This is a genomic window from Enterobacter sp. EC_64, from assembly GCF_019584165.1.
Lineage (GTDB): Bacteria > Pseudomonadota > Gammaproteobacteria > Enterobacterales > Enterobacteriaceae > Enterobacter > Enterobacter roggenkampii.
Map to the genome: position 1 here is coordinate 1 of NZ_VDAS01000028.1, position 15,834 is coordinate 15,834.

A 15,834-nucleotide genomic window follows, 5' to 3' on the forward strand; every position below is an offset into this window, starting at 1 on the left:
CTAAATAGGCTGATTCAAGGCATTTACGGGAGAAAAAATCGGCTCAAACATGAAGAAATGAAATGACTGAGTCAGCCGAGAAGAATTTCCCCGCTTATTCGCACCTTCCCTAGTAGACCGCATTTCTGTCTGGCGGGTCTTTCGTTCTTGAAGTTGGAAAATATTTCGTTAAGATTTAAATGAGGGTGGATGCCTTTAACTAATGGGAAGATAAATATTGTTGGCCAATCTTCAGGGCTACTATTGGTGTAATTGAATTGATATTTGCCATAAGACATTTTATTATTTTGCATGTTGCATTTATTAGTGGCAAACCAAATGGCTACATTAACATCAGAGGTAATGTCTAAATAAGCTGATGGTGCCCCGTATTGTTGCAAAATCAAACCCTTTTGATAGGATTTTAATCCTAACTCATCTACAGATGCCACCCCTTTCTTTCCTCTTATGAGTTCATCATAAACTTGCGGGGATAATATCTGATTTGCATGACTTGTCCATTTTGCTAGTTCTAATACAAGATCCTCATAACGTTCAGGGGAATCTATAAAACTATCATAATGCCTGTATAACGAAGGCGTGAAGTCTGAGTCTTGAATATTGCAATATGGTGTTATCCCTGTCAGACTGAGTTTTTTTCTGTCGGGAGTCAGATAATCCTTGTTTTGACCGCGAAACCAGAATTTCATATCAGGGATATGTTTTGAGTTATCGCGAAGTTTTTCTAAGAATTCAAATAACTCTTCTTCAGAATCAACCTGAATTACGGGTGGGGTTGGTTGAATCATCCGATCGGGTTCATCAGGAATGATGTTCTTTAGTAAAATTCTTGCAGCAAAAGCTCCCCCTGAAAGCATATTATCTGCACGTTTTTCCCATAGTTTTTTTGAAAGACCTGTTGGCATCGTTTTTAAATGTGCTTTCCAAGTGTCGATTGCTAAGCAGTGGTTAGCTATTTTATTCTTCTCTGGCAGGAAGACGAAACCATAAAGATTGTCTAAAAGATATAAGGGAGAATTTTTACCTGAGTTGATAATATGAATTGCATCTGAGTTAGGTGAGTATTGTTTGATCATCTCAAGGGAGATTAACGTTAGCTTATATTTCTTATAATCTTTAATAATTGGAGGGTAGTTATTTAGTTTTGCAAACTCTCTATCCATGTATTTATGCTGGACTGGGTGTGTTGGCTCAATGCTCAAAGCGGATTTTTCATGTGGGTTGGAAATTCCTAGTTCTTGTATTAGTTTTTCCATTTCAACGAAATATGATGCTCTTTGAGATTGCTCTTTGTGAAGCCCTTTGAATTTTTTTATGTTTTTGGTTAGGTAGGCTTGAGTTTTGGCTTCATGAAATTTGCGTTTCCATTCTTCAATTATGCTCATGATTTCCTCAGGAAATGATAGTTAAATGTAAGATTCAAGGAGGAATATTACATAAATCAGGACATTTCCTTAACTATTTTTATCTCAGTAAACTACAAAAATGAGCACGGTAGTCATTTTCGCTAAATCAAACAAGCCCCACGTTTGCGGGGCTCAGCGTATCGATGTGGTCAATTTGTGGACGCGACCTGAAATAAATCCTTTTATTTCATTGTTTTGAAGCGTTTTGAAAAGCTCCTGCGGGAGCCTTTTTTCATTGTGTTTGACAATCCCTCACCATTTAGTTGTATAGTACAACTAAATGGTGAGGGCATAATATGCACAGCGAAACCCCGGTAGTCAGTGTTATTCGACGTTCCTCGCGCCTGATGGTGCGAGAGTTAGGTTTTATGGGTTCTACCCTGGCCTCAACGAATTATTCGCCTTCGGCCGTCCATACTCTGGTCGAAATTGCCCTACGAAAAGAGATGACGGCGAGTCAGCTGGTACAGCTGCTGGGCCTGGAAAAGTCCAGCGTCAGCCGGATGCTGGCTCGCCTGATTGCCGCCGGCGAACTCGAGGAGGTCATTTCTACCGAGGATGCGAGAGCAAAGAGCCTCAGGCTGACCGCGAAAGGTCACGAGACGGTCAGCAAAATTAATGCCTTCAGCAATGAGCGCGTGGTCACAGCAATAAAGCGTCTTGCTCCTGCCCAGCAGCTGACCATTTCTGAGGGTCTCTCCCTTTATGCCAACGCGCTGCTGGCGTGTCGGGAGGTGGGCAACGATATGAAGCCCGATGAGCTGAAGATAGTGCAGGGGTATATCCCGGGCATGATTGGCCGTATCGCGGAGATGCATGGCAGTTATTATTCGCGGGAGCATAATTTTGGTCGCTTCTTCGAGGCCAAAGTGGCTTCGGGGCTGGCTGAGTTTAGTGAAAGACTGGAGAAGCCCTGTAACCAGATTTGGCTGGCAGTGCTCAACGACAAAATTGTCGGCTCGGTGGCGATCGATGGCGAGGATCTGGCGCCGGGTGAAGCCCATCTTCGCTGGTTTATTCTTGATGATGGCTGCCGGGGACACGGCGTGGGGAAAAAACTGTTGAATGAAGCGATGCGGTTCTGCGACAGTGCCGGTTTTTCTGCCGTGCACCTCTGGACGTTCAATAAGCTGACCGCCGCCCGGCGTCTGTACGAGTCGTTTGGGTTTACGCTGGTAAAGGAGTGGGAAGGCGACCAGTGGGGGAGCCTGATTACAGAGCAGCAGTTTACCCGGTACAGAGGGGCGTAATCGCGCCTAAAAAAGGCTCCTTTCGGAGCCGCTTTGGTATCAGAACACTTTCTTGTACGGTCTGACCGTCACTTTTGCATACACGCCCGCTGCAACGTACGGGTCTGCGTCTGCCCAGGCCTGAGCGGCTTCCTGGGATTCAAACTCAGCAATGACCGTGGAGCCGGAGAAACCGGCAGCACCCGGATCGTTGCTGTCTACTGCGGGCATGGGGCCAGCGGTCAGTAATCGGCCTTCATCCTGAAGCAACTGCAAACGTGCCAGATGCGCAGGGCGCACAGACTGGCGTTTTTCGAGCGAATCAGCAACATCTTCAGAGTAAATCACGTAAAACACGGCGAAGCTCCTTAACCGATAAAAGTGTCAGTTACGTTATGTGAAAGGGCAAACGACTGCAATGTAAAATAAAAACAATGTTAATACCCTGATCTGTATGCGCCTTTTTTGGCCTCTTGGGCGCTAAAATTGCGTCAGAGCAAAGTGTCTTATTGAATATGATTGCTATTTGCATTTAAAATCAGGGTTCGGTTTTTTAACGTTGATGACTATGACTTCGATGACCCTTGATTTACCTCGCCGCTTTCCCTGGCCGACGCTGCTTTCTGTCGTGATTCACGGTGCCGTTGTGGCGGGTCTGCTGTATACCTCGGTTCATCAGGTTATTGAAATGCCCGCGCCCGCGCAGCCGATCTCGGTGACGATGGTCTCGCCAGCGGATCTTGAACCGCCGCAGGTTGCCCCTCCGCCGCCACAGCCGGTGGCTGAACCGGAGCCAGAACCCGAGCCCGTTCCGGAGCCACCGAAGGAAGCCCCGGTGGTGATCCACAAACCTGAACCGAAGCCAAAACCTAAGCCGAAGCCAAAGCCGGTGAAGAAGGTCGAGGAGCGTCCGAAACGCGAGGAACGTCCGGTTGAACCGCGCGCGACCCAGCCGGTCGAAAATGCAGCGCCTTCACGTCCGGTGATGAACAATACGGCAACGACGTCAAAGCCAACCGTAACCGCGCCAGCGGGCCCGCGCGCCGTAAGCCGCAATCAGCCTCAGTATCCGGCGCGAGCTCAGGCCTTGCGTATTGAAGGGCGCGTACGGGTGAAATTTGACGTAACTGCGGATGGCCGCGTGGATAACGTGGAAATCTTGTCTGCGCAACCTTCTAATATGTTTGAGCGCGAAGTGAAATCTGCCATGCGCAGATGGCGCTATGAGTCAGGCAAGCCGGGCAGCGGATTGATCGTCAATATTGTTTTCCGCCTGAACGGCGGGGCGCAGATGGAATAAAAAAAGCCTCCGAAAGGAGGCTTTTTTTTGCCTGTCGATCAGGGCTGCGGAAGCTGACGAGGTTTACCCTCGCTGTCCACGGCGACATAAATAAACAACGCTTCAGTGGCCTTATAGCGTTGCCCAATCGGCTCAGAAGAGACTTTCTTCACCCAGACTTCGATGTTGATGGAAATGGAGGTATTACCGCGCTTCACGCAGCGCGCGTAGCAGCAAACCACATCACCTACCGCAACCGGGCGCAGGAAGGTCATGCCGTCCACTCTCACGGTGACCACGCGCCCGTGGGCAATCTCTTTTGCCAGAATTGCGCCGCCCATATCCATCTGCGACATCAGCCAGCCGCCAAAAATATCGCCATTGGCATTGGTGTCAGCGGGCATTGCCAGTGTGCGTAAAACCAGTTCGCCCTGAGGGGCGTTAGTTGTTGTCATTGTTTTAACTCGTAACGGAAGACTTCAGGCGGGATGCTACTATGATTCGCGTGCGGAGAGAATAGACCAGAACGCCCGTCGTTGACGTTCTGGTCAGTCAGTAATCAGTGGTTGTCGTCCTGCGGCATATGACGATAGATGTATACGCCGCTTAACAGCGTGAAGATAAGCGTCAGCGCGGTCAGGCCAAAGACCTTAAAGTTGACCCAGATATCCTGCGGCAGCCAGAAGGCGATATAGATATTAGCGAGACCGCAGAGAATAAAGAAGATTGCCCAGGCAGTATTCAGACGCGACCAGACCACCTGCGGCAGCGTTAGTTCTTTACCTAACATGCTCTGGATAAGGGGCTTTTTCATGAACCATTGACTGAACAGTAATGCTGCTGCAAACAACGCATAAATAACAGTCACCTTCCACTTAATAAATTCAACATCATGAAAGGCAATGGTCAATCCACCGAACACCGCTACTAAAACGAACGTGATAAGCGCCATTTTTTCGACTTTGCGATAGCGAATCCAGCTGTAGATCAGCACAACGGCGGTCACAACGATTAATGCTTTTGTTGCAGTAAAAATGTCGTACAACTTATAGACAGCGAAAAACACCGCGAGCGGTAAAAAATCAAGAAACTGCTTCATTCTGTGATTCCATCTTCTGAGCGGGGCGGGAGACAGCGATGCCCCCGCCTCGGGATTACTGACGAATTAACATATACAGGCGGAACAGATAGACGAGCAGTACCGCTGAAATGAGATTGCTCAGCGTATTCGCCACCACGGCGCCGACGTTAGGCGTTAATACCGCAAAATTCGGTGCAAACAATAACAGGAGCGTTTTGGCCAGCAGCCAGCCGATCACGGCGGGCGCCACCAGACGCATATTAGCCCATGCCAGTCTGATGCTGCTGCGCATCGCGGTAAAAATTCCCATCTTATCCTGCACAATCATCACCGGCGCAAATGCGAGCACGATAGCCAGTAAAACGCCCGGCACCACGACCAGCATAATCCCCATTTGCACCAGCATCGTGGTTAAAAAGATCAGGATAAACAGCTTAGGTAAGACCGGTGCACTCGCACCAATCGCCCGTAAGGCGCTGACGCGGTGACCCGCCGATACCAGCTGAATCATCAGCAAAACGCCGCCCGCCAGAATTGCATTACCAATCAGGCCTGAGAACGTGGACGCGGCAGAGGCGCGCAGCAGGATTTGCTGCTGCTCCGGCGTCATATTTTGCACCAGCTCAAACAACCCCACGCTACCCGCAAGATGGTCGCCCTGGCTCAGGCTGGCAATCTGTTCTTCACTCGGTGAGAAGGCATGGCCCAGCACCACCGTGATAAAGGCGCAAAGCAACGCGATCAGTAAAAAGGTAATGAACTGATTGCGGAAAAAGTTTCCCGTGTCACGGTAGACAGACTTCGCCGTGATAGACATGCACTCTCCTTGAGTATTGCAGGTGTTAATTAGCCGGCAATTGTACACCGGATGCACCTGCTGTGGCAGCATCAAGGCTTGTATGGAAAAGCATATCTTTGTAAAGCGGCGGTAATCCAACCCGCGCGCGGGCGCGGTTACAGGCTTCGTTGACCTGGCCATCTTCCCCCGACATGGCAAATTCCCGGCACGGGCTAGGGCGATCCTCATAGATGGAACATCGGGTCGAGACCCCAGGCTCACCCTGTAGCGCCACACAGCGGGCCTGCTTTTGGTTCGTGCCGCTCATGCAGCGCAAAAAGGGGGTTAACGGCTCGGTAAGATGAACCGGAACGGTACCACCGCCATCGCTGGCTTCGGCCCAGTAGAAAGAGACTCGAAAATACGCACAACAGGCTCCGCACGTCATGCACGGGTTGATATCACTCATGGCACACCTGCAAAAGAAGAACGCATCAAATCAATTTGTGAGAGCGATAAATTATCCAGCCGCCAGAGGAAGAGCAAGAGGGGGAAAAGGGAAAATTTTGTAACCGTGAAATGCCAAAAATTGACATGGAAACAACTTATTGGTTTTGAGTGCGTAACAAAAAATTAATCCAGATCAATGAATGTTAAGTTACTGGTTTTAATGTGATCTGTGGCAGATCACTTATTACTCTTTTGTGAGTATATTCTCATCCGCGATTAAAACCACAACGATGGAGCGGATATGAAAAAATTAGCGGTGGCAGCCCTTGTATTAAGCAGTCTCTCTGGCGGCGCGTATGCGCATGAAGCAGGCGAATTCTTTATTCGTGCCGGTTCGGCTACGGCTCGCCCAACTGAAGGTTCGGATAACGTGCTGGGAATGGGCGGTTTTAACGTCAGTAATAACACCCAGTTAGGTTTAACCTTCACCTATATGGCGACGGATAACGTGGGCGTTGAGCTTCTGGCCGCAACACCGTTCCGTCATCGCGTGGGCCTCGGGCCAACCGGTGATATCGCCACGGTTCACCATTTACCGCCAACGCTGATGGCGCAGTGGTACTTCGGCGACTCAAGCAGCAAGGTGCGTCCATATATTGGCGCCGGTGTGAACTACACCACCTTCTTTGATGAGAAATTCAACGATACCGGTAAAGAGGCGGGTCTGACGGATCTCAGCCTGAAAGATTCGTGGGGCATGGCGGGGCAGGTTGGCCTGGATTATCTGATTAACCGCGACTGGCTGATCAACGCCTCGGTCTGGTACATGGATATTGATACGGACGTACGCTTCAAGGCGGGCGGCCAGCAGCAAAGTATCAGCACTCGTCTGGATCCGTGGGTGTTTATGTTCTCTGCGGGTTATCGTTTCTGATCCCCGTCAAACTGGCCACAGGGTGGCCAGTTTGCTTTGCTCACGTCAAAACGACGGATAAACCGGCCGCTCATCCAGCTTTACGCAGTGCCTCAGGATCGTTTCCCCATCATATAAATAGCTGAAAGCGTCGCTGGATACGGAATGGAAGAGAATATCGCCGTTGGCAAACGGGATCATTTCGGTATCACCCGCACGTTTATGCCCCGCACCGGTTTCAAAATGGCCGCGCCACCGTTCCTGAGTGTGGTCATAAACGTGCAGAATAACCTCGACAAGTCCTCTTTGCGGACAATTAAGACGCAGGAAAGTAGAAGAGAAATTCAGGGACAGCGCGTGGAAGGGAATCAATAAGGCGAAGACCAGTAAAGCTCGTAAATACATCAAACCGCGAAAACCTCTTTCAAAAGGGTATTGAGATTTTACTTAAGTCATAAATAACGTTTTTGCCGTGGATCAAGATGTCTTATAATTCAATGCGCTAAAGGCCCCTGACGAGGCCCTTAGCGATCATTTTTGAATCAGATAGCGAATGGTTGGGCCATCCTGCTGGATATCCAGCACCGTATAACCGTGGTTTTTCGCATCCAGCGGTATGTTGTTGATGGACTGCGGGCAGTCGCTGACCACCTCCAGAATTTCACCTTTCTTAAGCTGCGGCAGCGCTTCAAGCGTAGCCACCGCCGGATATGGACAGGGCTCGCCAACCATATCCAGACGATAATCAGGCACGATCTCTTTCATGCTGCATTCTCCTGCGTTTCTGTTTTAACGCCCGCACGGCGGAAGAAACGTCTCTCCTGTGCGACGACCAGTAAAAAAGCGACCAACAGCAGGGCGTAGGTGACGAGCAGGCCGCCGAGAGGCCCGAAGGTATTCAGCAGGTTGACCTTATCCCAGCGGGTGGCCAGGACGGGTGACACGTCATCCCAGCAGTACGCCAGGATCGTCGAGCCAATCACATTGCCCAGCCCCACCCACCAGTAGTGCACCTGGCCTTCGACGGCGCGATACATCCAGCCGGTTTCACACCCGCCAGCCAGCACGATCCCGAAGCCGAACAGAAGGCCGCCAATGACCGCGTTAGGACCGGCCCACATGATTTTTGGTTCGACGCCCAGTTGAACATAGCTGAAGATGCCGATGGCGCTGACCGCCATCCCGGCGATAATCGCCTTCGCCATCATCGTGCGCCCGGTGATCCACATATCGCGAAACGCGGAGGTGAAGCAGATCTGCGCGCGTTCAATGAGTAGACCAAAACCCACGCCGAACAGCATCGCCAGACCGAGCTTAGGCTGGTTCAGGGCGGTGCAGAGTGCCCATGCCACCATGGCGAAAAAGACCAGCATTCCGAGGCGGAAACGGCGGCGGGCCTGAGAGGGCTTCTGGGTTAACGGAGATGCTGCGCTGACTTTTGTCATTTTCACTGGAATACGAAACAGCGGCAGCAGGGTGAATTTTGCGCCAAAGTAAGAGCCGATGGCCGTGGCGACGGCAAAGAACCAGGCGTGAAGCGAAAACTGCGGGATCCCGGTAAAGAAGGCGGCAAGGTTACACCCCATCGCCAGACGCGCGCCGAATCCGGCAATCATGCCGCCGACAACCGCCTGCAAAATGCGGATCCGGCTTTTGGGCATACGCAACTTAACGTTGTTTGCCCACAGCGCGGCAGCGAAGCAGCCGCCGAACATGCCGATGATCATCATCCCGTCAATACGGGTGAGCGGCGTACCGTCGAGGTGGATGAGCTTAAAGTATCCCCACTCTTCGGCGTGCACCCCTGCGAGCTGCAGCAGCTGTCCACCCCAGCGGGTAAACTCGCCGGTCACGGCCCAGAAGGTACCGGTAATGCCAAAATAATAAGTAGAGAGAATGCCTGCCGCGATAACGGCCGGAACGGGTGACCAGAACTTAACCAGGTAAGCCTGTTTGAAGGATTGCCATGACATGAATAAGCCTCTGAACTCAGAAGGATTAAAGATAAAAAAGAGTCCAGATCATACGCTTACATGACAGTTTGAAAAGCCATTCACACCGAAAATATCGATAGGATCAATTTTGACGTAATCCTTTGTTGAAGGCGGGGAAGAAAGGGTAACCGTCTGGCAAGGGTGCCAGACGGTGGAGGGGTCAGACTTTACGCGTCGCCGCCTTCATGGCGGTCACAAACGCCTTCAGCTCGGCCAGCATCTGCTCGGGCTTGTCCACGTTCTTCTCGATGATCTTCACAATCGCAGAGCCGGAAATGGCACCCGCGGCCTTCGCGTCAATCGCCGCGGTGACCTGATCCGGAGATGAGATCCCGAAGCCCTGCAGCGGCGGCGCGGCATGGTACTCGGCCAGCTTTTCCACCAGATGATGCAGCGGCAGGGCCGCTTTATTCTCGACACCGGTCACGCCTGCGCGGGAGAGCAGATACGTGTAACCGCGCCCGTAAGAGGCTATCTGGCGCAGCAGTGTGTCATCGGCATTCGGCGGGCAGATGAAAATCGGGGCGACGTTGTGACGCATCGCCGCCTGGCGGAACGGCGCGGACTCCTCGACCGGCACGTCGGCGACCAGAACAGAGTCGACGCCCACGCGTGCGCACTCGGCGTAAAATTCATCGATACCGCGGTTGAACACGAGGTTGGCGTACATCAGCAGGCCAATCGGGATAGTGGGGTGCTTCTGACGGATCGCCGCCAGCATTTCGAAGCACTGGGTTGGCGTCACGCCCGAAGCAAACGCGCGCAGCGTCGCATTCTGGATAGTCGGGCCATCCGCCAGCGGGTCAGAGAACGGGATCCCCAGCTCCAGCGCATCGGCACCGGCCTCTATCAGGGTGTCGATGATCTTCAGCGACTGTTCAGGGCCCGGATCGCCCAGGGTGACGAAGGGAACGAACGCGCCTTCCTGGCGGGATTTCAGTTCTGCAAATACGTTATCGTAGCGTTCCATCAGATTTCCCCTCGTGCTTTCAGAATATCGTGAACGGTGAAGATATCTTTGTCACCGCGTCCGGAAAGGTTGACCACCAGCAGCTGTTCTTTTTCCGGATTGTCTTTCATCATTTTCAGCGCATGGGCCAGAGCGTGTGAAGATTCCAGCGCCGGGATGATCCCTTCGCTGCGGCACAGCGTTTTGAACGCTTCCAGCGCTTCGTCATCGGTAATGGAGACATAGTCCGCACGACCGGTGCTGTTCAGATAGGCGTGCTGCGGCCCGACGGACGGGAAGTCGAGGCCAGCGGAGATAGAGTAAGACTCTTCAATCTGGCCTTCATCGGTCTGCATCATCGGGGATTTCATGCCGAAGTAGATCCCCACGCGGCCATGCTTCAGCGGCGCGCCGTGTTCACCCGATTCAATGCCGTGACCCGCAGGCTCGACGCCAATCAGACCCACGCGGGTGTCGTCGATAAAGTCTGCGAACATACCGATGGCGTTAGATCCGCCGCCGACGCAGGCGATGACCGCATCCGGGAGACGACCCTCTTTTTCGAGGATCTGCGCTTTGGTCTCTTCCCCGATCATGCGCTGGAACTCACGCACGATGGTCGGGAACGGGTGCGGGCCCGCTGCGGTACCAAGCATATAGTGCGCGGTTTCGTAGCTGCCAGACCAGTCGCGCAGCGCTTCGTTACAGGCATCCTTCAGCGTCGCGGAGCCGCTGTGCACCGGGATCACTTCTGCACCCATCAGACGCATACGGAAGACGTTTGGAGACTGACGCTCAACGTCTTTCGCCCCCATATAGATGCGGCATTTCAGGCCGAGCAGGGCGCTGGCGAGCGCCGAGGCCACGCCATGCTGGCCTGCGCCGGTTTCGGCGATGATTTCGGTTTTGCCCATACGCTTCGCAAGCAGCGCCTGGCCCAGCACCTGGTTAGTCTTGTGCGCGCCGCCGTGCAGCAGGTCTTCACGCTTAAGATACAGCGTAGTTTTCGTGCCTTCCGTCAGATTGCGGCATTTGGTCAGGGCCGTTGGGCGGCCTGCATAGTTTTTCAGCAGGTCGGTAAATTCCGCCTGAAATGCCGGATCCTTCTGCGCGCTCACAAACGCTTCTTCCAGCTGGCGCAGCGCGGGCATCAGGATTTGCGGGACGTACATCCCGCCGAACTCACCAAAATACGGGTTAAGTAATGTCGTCATCTTCTCTTCCTTAATATGCACGCAGAGTTTTAAAAACCGAGGCCAGTTTGCTGGCATCTTTACTACCCGGCTGGGACTCTACGCCTGAATTGAAATCGAGGCCTGCGCAGCCGGTTTTCGCGGCTTCTACACAGTTATCCGGGCTTAATCCGCCCGCCAGCAGAACGTTGTCCAGCTTTTCGCCGTTCAGCAGGGACCAGTCAAAACGCTGGCCGGTTCCGCCTTGACCGTTATCGAGAACGTATTTATCCACGTGGTTCAGGTTACGCGGGGGCAACGTATCGTCAACGCGTTGCGCTTTCCAGATCTGTACCTGCGGCGCCAGCGTGGCGCGTAGGGCATCGATATAGGCCTGATCTTCATCGCCGTGAAGCTGCACCGCGCTCAGGGATAACGCGTCGACTTTTTCAACCACCTCTGCGATATCCGCATTGCGGAACACGCCAACATAGCTGAGTGGTGCCGCGGCGATGACCTTACGCGCCTGCTCTTCGCTGACCGCGCGAGGAGAGGAATCCACAAAAATCAGCCCGCCATAAATCGCTCCGGCTTCATACGCGGCCTGGGCGTCCTGTTCGCGGGTTAAACCGCAGACTTTGTTTTCACCCAGCAGCACGCGACGTACTGCCGCATTGAGATCGTCATGTTCCATCATGGCGGAGCCAATCAGGAAACCGTTGGCGAAGTGGCTCAGCTCGCGCACCTGGGCGTAGCTGTTAATGCCGGATTCGCTGATGACCGTGACGCCAGATCCCAGACGCGGCGCCAGCTGGCGCGTGCGGTTCAGGTCAATGGACAGGTCACGCAGATCGCGGTTGTTAATGCCGACCACTTTGGCTTCCAGCGCAATCGCGCGCTCCAGCTCCTCTTCATTACTCACTTCGGTCAGCACGCCCATTTTCAGGCTGTGCGCGACGGCAGAAAGCTGGCGATACTGCTCGTCGTCAAGCACCGAGAGCATCAGCAGGCAGGCGTCGGCCTGGTAAAAGCGCGCCAGCCAAATCTGATAAGGGTCGATAATAAAGTCTTTGCACAGGATCGGCTGCGGCGCGATGCCGCTGACGATCGGCAGAAAATCGAAGCTGCCCTGAAAATATTTCTCATCCGTCAGCACGGAGATGGCTGACGCATGATGCTTATAAATGCCGGCAATACGCGCCGGGTCGAAATCGTCACGGATAACGCCTTTAGACGGAGACGCTTTTTTGCACTCAAGAATAAACGCGGTGCGCGCACCCTGCAGGGCGTCATAGAAACGACGGCTGCTCGGGACGACGTCATTCTGAAAACTGGCAAGCGGCTGCTGTTGCTTGCGGGCTTCCACCCAGATGGCCTTATCGGCAACGATTTTCGCTAAAACGGTCTGCATTCTTTACCCTCTTGCCGCAAGTGCGGTAACGCGATCGTAAGCTGCACCGGAGCGCAGTACATCCAGAACTTTTTGAACGTTGGCCTTAAGGTCTTCCTCACCGTGCAAACGCATCAGCATGGCGACGTTGGCGGCAACGGCGGCCTCATGGGCGACCTCTCCCTTACCTTGTAATAAGCGCGTCAGAATGTCACGGTTTTCTTCCGGGGTACCGCCTGCCAGCGCTTCCTGGTGATACGGAGTTAAACCAAAGTCAGCGGCTTCGAGCTGGTAGCTCAGGATTTCACCGTCGCGCAGTTCGGCTACCAGCGTCGGGGCATGCAGAGACACTTCGTCCATTCCGCCGCTGTGCACCACGGCGGCACGCTGGTAACCCAGCACGCGCAGGGTCTCGGCAATCGGCAGGACCAGTTCCGGACTGTAGACACCGATCAGCGCCAGCGGCGGATGGGCCGGGTTGATCAGCGGGCCGAGCACGTTAAACAGCGTGCGGGTTTTCAGCTGCTGACGAACCGGCATTGCGTGGCGGAAACCGGTGTGATACTTCGGCGCAAACAGGAAGCAGACGCCCAGGTCATCCAGCGCTTCACGGGAACGTTCGGCGTTCATATCGAGATTAATGCCGAATGCCGCGAGCAAATCAGACGAGCCCGACCGGCTGGACACGCTGCGGTTACCGTGCTTCGCCACCTTCAGGCCACACGCTGCGGCCACAAAGGCGCTGGCGGTTGAAATATTGATACTGTTGCTGCCGTCACCGCCGGTACCGACAATATCGGCAAACGGATAGTCCGGGCGCGGGAACGGGGCGGCATTTTCCAGCAGGGCCGTAGCGGCACCGGCGATCTCCTGCGGGCTTTCACCGCGGACCTTCATGCTCACCAGCGCGGCCGCCAGCTGTTCCGGCTTTAGCTCACCGCGAACCACGGAGGAGAAGAGCTGGTGGCTCTCCTGCTGGCTCAGGGTCTGGGCCTGATACAGTTTTTCCAGAATCGGCTGCAGGGTGTTGGTCTGCTCCAGCTTCTGTAACGCCCAGTCGAGGGTCTGCTCCAGCAGGCGGGCGCCATTGGAGGTCAAAATAGATTCCGGGTGGAACTGCATCCCGCAGACGCGATCCGCATCGTGGCGTACCGCCATCACCATCCCTTCAAACGAGGCGTTGATGGTCAGCCCGGCCGGAATGTTGCTGCCGACCAGCGAATGATAGCGCGCGACCGGGAGCGGATTCGGCAGCCCGGCAAACATTGCCTGGCCGTCATGTTCGATGCTGGACGCTTTACCGTGGAGGATTTCACCTGCCTGGCCGACGTAGCCGCCGTAGGCCTCCACAATCGCCTGATGGCCGAGACAGATGCCGATAATCGGCAGCTTGCCGCGCATGCGGGTCAGCAGCTCCGGCATACAGCCCGCTTCGCTCGGCGCGCCTGGCCCGGGGGAGAGCATCAGCACCGGGTTTTGCATGGTTGCCAGACGGTCAATCAGGGTCTGCGCCGGGACGTGGTTGCGATAGATAACGACGTTATGTCCATTCGCACGCAGCTGATCTGCCAGGTTATAGGTAAAGGAGTCGATATTATCGAGCAGCAGAATGTCAGCCATCAGAAAATCTCCTGTGCATGGTGTGCGGTAGCAATGGCGCGAAGGACCGCACGCGCTTTGCTGCGCGTTTCGTCAGCTTCAGACTGCGGAACAGAATCAAGAACAATCCCGGCACCCGCCTGGACGGTGGCAATACCGTCTTCGACATAGGCGGAGCGGATCACGATGCAGGTATCGAGGTCACCGTGGGCCGTAAAATAGCCCACCGCGCCGCCGTAGCTGCCGCGACGGCGTCCTTCGGCGGCGGCAATCAGCTGCATGGCGCGCACTTTCGGCGCACCGCTCAGGGTGCCCATGTTCATGCAGGCGCGGTAGGCGTGCAGCACGTCGAGGTCGTGGCGCAGCTCGCCCACCACGCGGGAGACCAGGTGCATCACGAACGAATAGCGGTCGACTTTAGTCAGGTCCGCCACGTAGCGGCTGCCCGGGGTGCAAATACGGGCCAGATCGTTACGTGCCAGGTCAACCAGCATCAGGTGCTCGGAGAGTTCTTTGTGGTCGGTGCGCATTTCCAGCTCGATGCGGCTGTCGAGATCGCGATCCAGCGAGCCGTCGGCGCGACGTCCGCGCGGACGGGTTCCGGCGATCGGGTAGATCTCAATCTGGCGGCTGGTGGCGTCATATTTCAGCGAGCTTTCCGGCGAGGCGCCGAACAGCGTGAAGTCATTGTCCTGCATAAAGAACATGTATGGGCTTGGGTTGCTCTTTTTCAGCACGTCGTAAGCGGCCAGCGGGGACGGGCAGGGCAGAGAGAAGCGACGGGACGGTACAACCTGGAAAATTTCCCCGGCGCGAATCGCCTTTTGCATCTGGCGAACCACGGCACCGTACTGATCGTCGGTCTGGTTCACATCGCAGGTCATCTTCTCGACGCGCTGCACCGGTAGCGCAGGCGGCGCTTCCGTCATTTGCTGCTGCAGTTGGGCAATGCGGTGCTCCAGACGGGTTTTCTCAGCGCCAGAAGGCGTGAACAGGCTGGCCTGAATGCGGGTGTATTGTTTCTGATGGTCGATCACCAGCAGGGTTTCGGCCAGATAGAAACAGTAGTCCGGGCAGCGATTGCCCTGCTCGGTTTCCGGCAAATCTTCAAATCCCGCGACCAGGTCGTAAGCAAACAGCCCGCCAAAGAACATCGCTTCACGCTCATCGTGCGGAACGGTAACCAGGTTTTGCAGCAGGCGGAAGGCATCAAAGACGGACAGGGAACAGAGGCGCGCGTCTTCATCTAACAGTTGGCTAACCGGCGGGAAATGCAGAATGCGCATTTCTGGATGACGTTCGTTTTCGATGCCTGAAGGCAGGGCGGCATCCAGCAGCGGCAGCAGCGATGCGCCATTGTCTGACAAAGCCTTAATAGTGACGGTGTCACCTAAGGCGGTAATGCGCAACGCGCTGTCGACCAGCAGAAGGCTTTTCAGATCGTCCTTGCTGTCGATGTCCGCAGATTCCAGCAGCAGCGTTGCCGGGCGAGCCCCGCACACCTGATGAAACAGCGCGGTCGGGTTGTGGCGATAGGCCGCCTCGCAGGTCAGCAATTCGAGATGGGGTTTGGCTGTTTGCATGTTGGTGTTCT

Annotated in this window: 18 protein-coding genes; 5 read left to right on the forward strand and 13 right to left on the reverse strand. The window is 54.4% G+C overall.

Going from position 1 to position 15,834, the window contains the following annotated elements; all coding sequences use genetic code 11:
* Positions 1-71 precede the first annotated feature (71 nt).
* Positions 72-1,385, reverse strand: a complete 1,314-nt coding sequence (locus FHC52_RS18760; protein ID WP_220420196.1) for a hypothetical protein — start codon at positions 1,383-1,385, stop codon at positions 72-74.
* 317 nt (positions 1,386-1,702) lie between these two features.
* Between FHC52_RS18760 and FHC52_RS18765 the strand changes: the two genes are divergently transcribed.
* Positions 1,703-2,656 (forward strand): helix-turn-helix domain-containing GNAT family N-acetyltransferase, encoded by a 954-nt coding sequence (locus FHC52_RS18765; protein WP_126288952.1) that lies wholly within the window; start codon positions 1,703-1,705, stop codon positions 2,654-2,656.
* Between the two features lie 39 nt (positions 2,657-2,695).
* On the opposite strand, the gene FHC52_RS18770 is transcribed toward FHC52_RS18765, so the two are convergent.
* Complete coding sequence (locus FHC52_RS18770) at positions 2,696-2,992, reverse strand: YciI family protein (protein WP_008502794.1); 297 nt, start codon at positions 2,990-2,992, stop codon at positions 2,696-2,698.
* A 220-nt stretch (positions 2,993-3,212) separates the two neighbouring features.
* Between FHC52_RS18770 and tonB the strand changes: the two genes are divergently transcribed.
* A complete protein-coding gene (gene tonB / locus FHC52_RS18775) occupies positions 3,213-3,935 on the forward strand; it encodes a TonB system transport protein TonB (RefSeq protein WP_220420204.1) in 723 nt (240 codons plus the stop codon).
* 38 nt (positions 3,936-3,973) lie between these two features.
* Here the strand turns inward: tonB and yciA are convergent, their stop codons facing one another.
* The 4 genes from yciA to FHC52_RS18795 all read right to left on the reverse strand — a co-directional run bounded on the left by yciA (position 3,974) and on the right by FHC52_RS18795 (position 6,242).
* Positions 3,974-4,369, reverse strand: a complete 396-nt coding sequence (yciA, locus tag FHC52_RS18780; RefSeq protein WP_220420197.1) for an acyl-CoA thioester hydrolase YciA — start codon at positions 4,367-4,369, stop codon at positions 3,974-3,976.
* Positions 4,370-4,473: 104 nt separating this feature from the next.
* Entirely contained in the window at positions 4,474-5,013 is a 540-nt protein-coding gene (locus FHC52_RS18785; protein WP_046092003.1) for a septation protein A, read from the reverse strand.
* Positions 5,014-5,068: 55 nt separating this feature from the next.
* Positions 5,069-5,812, reverse strand: a complete 744-nt coding sequence (locus tag FHC52_RS18790; RefSeq protein ID WP_023344342.1) for a YciC family protein — start codon at positions 5,810-5,812, stop codon at positions 5,069-5,071.
* Positions 5,813-5,837: 25 nt separating this feature from the next.
* Positions 5,838-6,242, reverse strand: a complete 405-nt coding sequence (locus FHC52_RS18795; RefSeq protein ID WP_021240310.1) for a YkgJ family cysteine cluster protein — start codon at positions 6,240-6,242, stop codon at positions 5,838-5,840.
* Between FHC52_RS18795 and FHC52_RS18800 the strand changes: the two genes are divergently transcribed.
* The 3 genes from FHC52_RS18800 to FHC52_RS18810 all read left to right on the forward strand — a co-directional run bounded on the left by FHC52_RS18800 (position 6,135) and on the right by FHC52_RS18810 (position 7,511).
* The gene (locus FHC52_RS18800) at positions 6,135-6,410 is read left to right on the forward strand and encodes a hypothetical protein (protein WP_162790894.1); all 276 of its coding nucleotides are present in this window, start codon (positions 6,135-6,137) and stop codon (positions 6,408-6,410) included. The two genes, FHC52_RS18795 and FHC52_RS18800, sit on opposite strands and share 108 nt — an antisense overlap.
* 114 nt (positions 6,411-6,524) lie before the next feature.
* On the forward strand, positions 6,525-7,157 hold the full coding sequence (gene ompW / locus FHC52_RS18805) for an outer membrane protein OmpW (protein WP_008502800.1): 633 nt from the start codon (positions 6,525-6,527) through the stop codon (positions 7,155-7,157).
* A gap of 144 nt (positions 7,158-7,301) precedes the next feature.
* The gene (locus tag FHC52_RS18810) at positions 7,302-7,511 is read left to right on the forward strand and encodes a hypothetical protein (protein ID WP_008502801.1); all 210 of its coding nucleotides are present in this window, start codon (positions 7,302-7,304) and stop codon (positions 7,509-7,511) included.
* Between the two features lie 156 nt (positions 7,512-7,667).
* Here the strand turns inward: FHC52_RS18810 and yedF are convergent, their stop codons facing one another.
* The 7 genes from yedF to FHC52_RS18845 all read right to left on the reverse strand — a co-directional run bounded on the left by yedF (position 7,668) and on the right by FHC52_RS18845 (position 15,823).
* The gene (gene yedF / locus FHC52_RS18815) at positions 7,668-7,901 is read right to left on the reverse strand and encodes a sulfurtransferase-like selenium metabolism protein YedF (RefSeq protein ID WP_003856774.1); all 234 of its coding nucleotides are present in this window, start codon (positions 7,899-7,901) and stop codon (positions 7,668-7,670) included.
* On the reverse strand, positions 7,898-9,109 hold the full coding sequence (gene yedE / locus FHC52_RS18820) for a selenium metabolism membrane protein YedE/FdhT (protein WP_008502802.1): 1,212 nt from the start codon (positions 9,107-9,109) through the stop codon (positions 7,898-7,900). The genes yedF and yedE overlap by 4 nt, the downstream gene beginning before the upstream one ends.
* Positions 9,110-9,290: 181 nt before the next feature.
* Positions 9,291-10,100: a tryptophan synthase subunit alpha gene (gene trpA, locus FHC52_RS18825; protein ID WP_046092005.1), complete on the reverse strand. Its 810-nt coding sequence runs from the start codon at positions 10,098-10,100 to the stop codon at positions 9,291-9,293.
* Positions 10,100-11,293, reverse strand: a complete 1,194-nt coding sequence (gene trpB, locus FHC52_RS18830; protein WP_008502804.1) for a tryptophan synthase subunit beta — start codon at positions 11,291-11,293, stop codon at positions 10,100-10,102. The genes trpA and trpB overlap by 1 nt, the downstream gene beginning before the upstream one ends.
* 10 nt (positions 11,294-11,303) lie before the next feature.
* Positions 11,304-12,662, reverse strand: a complete 1,359-nt coding sequence (trpCF, locus tag FHC52_RS18835) for a bifunctional indole-3-glycerol-phosphate synthase TrpC/phosphoribosylanthranilate isomerase TrpF (protein WP_046092006.1) — start codon at positions 12,660-12,662, stop codon at positions 11,304-11,306.
* 3 nt (positions 12,663-12,665) lie between these two features.
* A complete protein-coding gene (gene trpD, locus FHC52_RS18840) occupies positions 12,666-14,261 on the reverse strand; it encodes a bifunctional anthranilate synthase glutamate amidotransferase component TrpG/anthranilate phosphoribosyltransferase TrpD (RefSeq protein WP_046092007.1) in 1,596 nt (531 codons plus the stop codon).
* Positions 14,261-15,823: an anthranilate synthase component 1 gene (locus FHC52_RS18845; RefSeq protein WP_008502807.1), complete on the reverse strand. Its 1,563-nt coding sequence runs from the start codon at positions 15,821-15,823 to the stop codon at positions 14,261-14,263. Before FHC52_RS18845 ends, trpD begins: the two co-directional genes overlap by 1 nt.
* Between the last annotated feature and the right edge of the window lie 11 nt (positions 15,824-15,834).

Coding starts and splice junctions, on each gene's coding strand:
- FHC52_RS18765 (WP_126288952.1), top strand. CDS start 1,703: ATGCACAGCGAAACCCCGGTAGTCAGTGTTATTCGACGTTCCTCGCGC.
- trpA (WP_046092005.1), bottom strand. CDS start 10,100: ATGGAACGCTACGATAACGTATTTGCAGAACTGAAATCCCGCCAGGAA.
- trpB (WP_008502804.1), bottom strand. CDS start 11,293: ATGACGACATTACTTAACCCGTATTTTGGTGAGTTCGGCGGGATGTAC.
- FHC52_RS18800 (WP_162790894.1), top strand. CDS start 6,135: ATGAACCGGAACGGTACCACCGCCATCGCTGGCTTCGGCCCAGTAGAA.
- FHC52_RS18845 (WP_008502807.1), bottom strand. CDS start 15,823: ATGCAAACAGCCAAACCCCATCTCGAATTGCTGACCTGCGAGGCGGCC.
- yciA (WP_220420197.1), bottom strand. CDS start 4,369: ATGACAACAACTAACGCCCCTCAGGGCGAACTGGTTTTACGCACACTG.
- ompW (WP_008502800.1), top strand. CDS start 6,525: ATGAAAAAATTAGCGGTGGCAGCCCTTGTATTAAGCAGTCTCTCTGGC.
- FHC52_RS18760 (WP_220420196.1), bottom strand. CDS start 1,385: ATGAGCATAATTGAAGAATGGAAACGCAAATTTCATGAAGCCAAAACT.
- yedF (WP_003856774.1), bottom strand. CDS start 7,901: ATGAAAGAGATCGTGCCTGATTATCGTCTGGATATGGTTGGCGAGCCC.
- yedE (WP_008502802.1), bottom strand. CDS start 9,109: ATGTCATGGCAATCCTTCAAACAGGCTTACCTGGTTAAGTTCTGGTCA.
- FHC52_RS18810 (WP_008502801.1), top strand. CDS start 7,302: ATGGAAGAGAATATCGCCGTTGGCAAACGGGATCATTTCGGTATCACC.
- trpD (WP_046092007.1), bottom strand. CDS start 14,261: ATGGCTGACATTCTGCTGCTCGATAATATCGACTCCTTTACCTATAAC.
- FHC52_RS18785 (WP_046092003.1), bottom strand. CDS start 5,013: ATGAAGCAGTTTCTTGATTTTTTACCGCTCGCGGTGTTTTTCGCTGTC.
- FHC52_RS18790 (WP_023344342.1), bottom strand. CDS start 5,812: ATGTCTATCACGGCGAAGTCTGTCTACCGTGACACGGGAAACTTTTTC.
- trpCF (WP_046092006.1), bottom strand. CDS start 12,662: ATGCAGACCGTTTTAGCGAAAATCGTTGCCGATAAGGCCATCTGGGTG.
- tonB (WP_220420204.1), top strand. CDS start 3,213: ATGACCCTTGATTTACCTCGCCGCTTTCCCTGGCCGACGCTGCTTTCT.
- FHC52_RS18795 (WP_021240310.1), bottom strand. CDS start 6,242: ATGAGTGATATCAACCCGTGCATGACGTGCGGAGCCTGTTGTGCGTAT.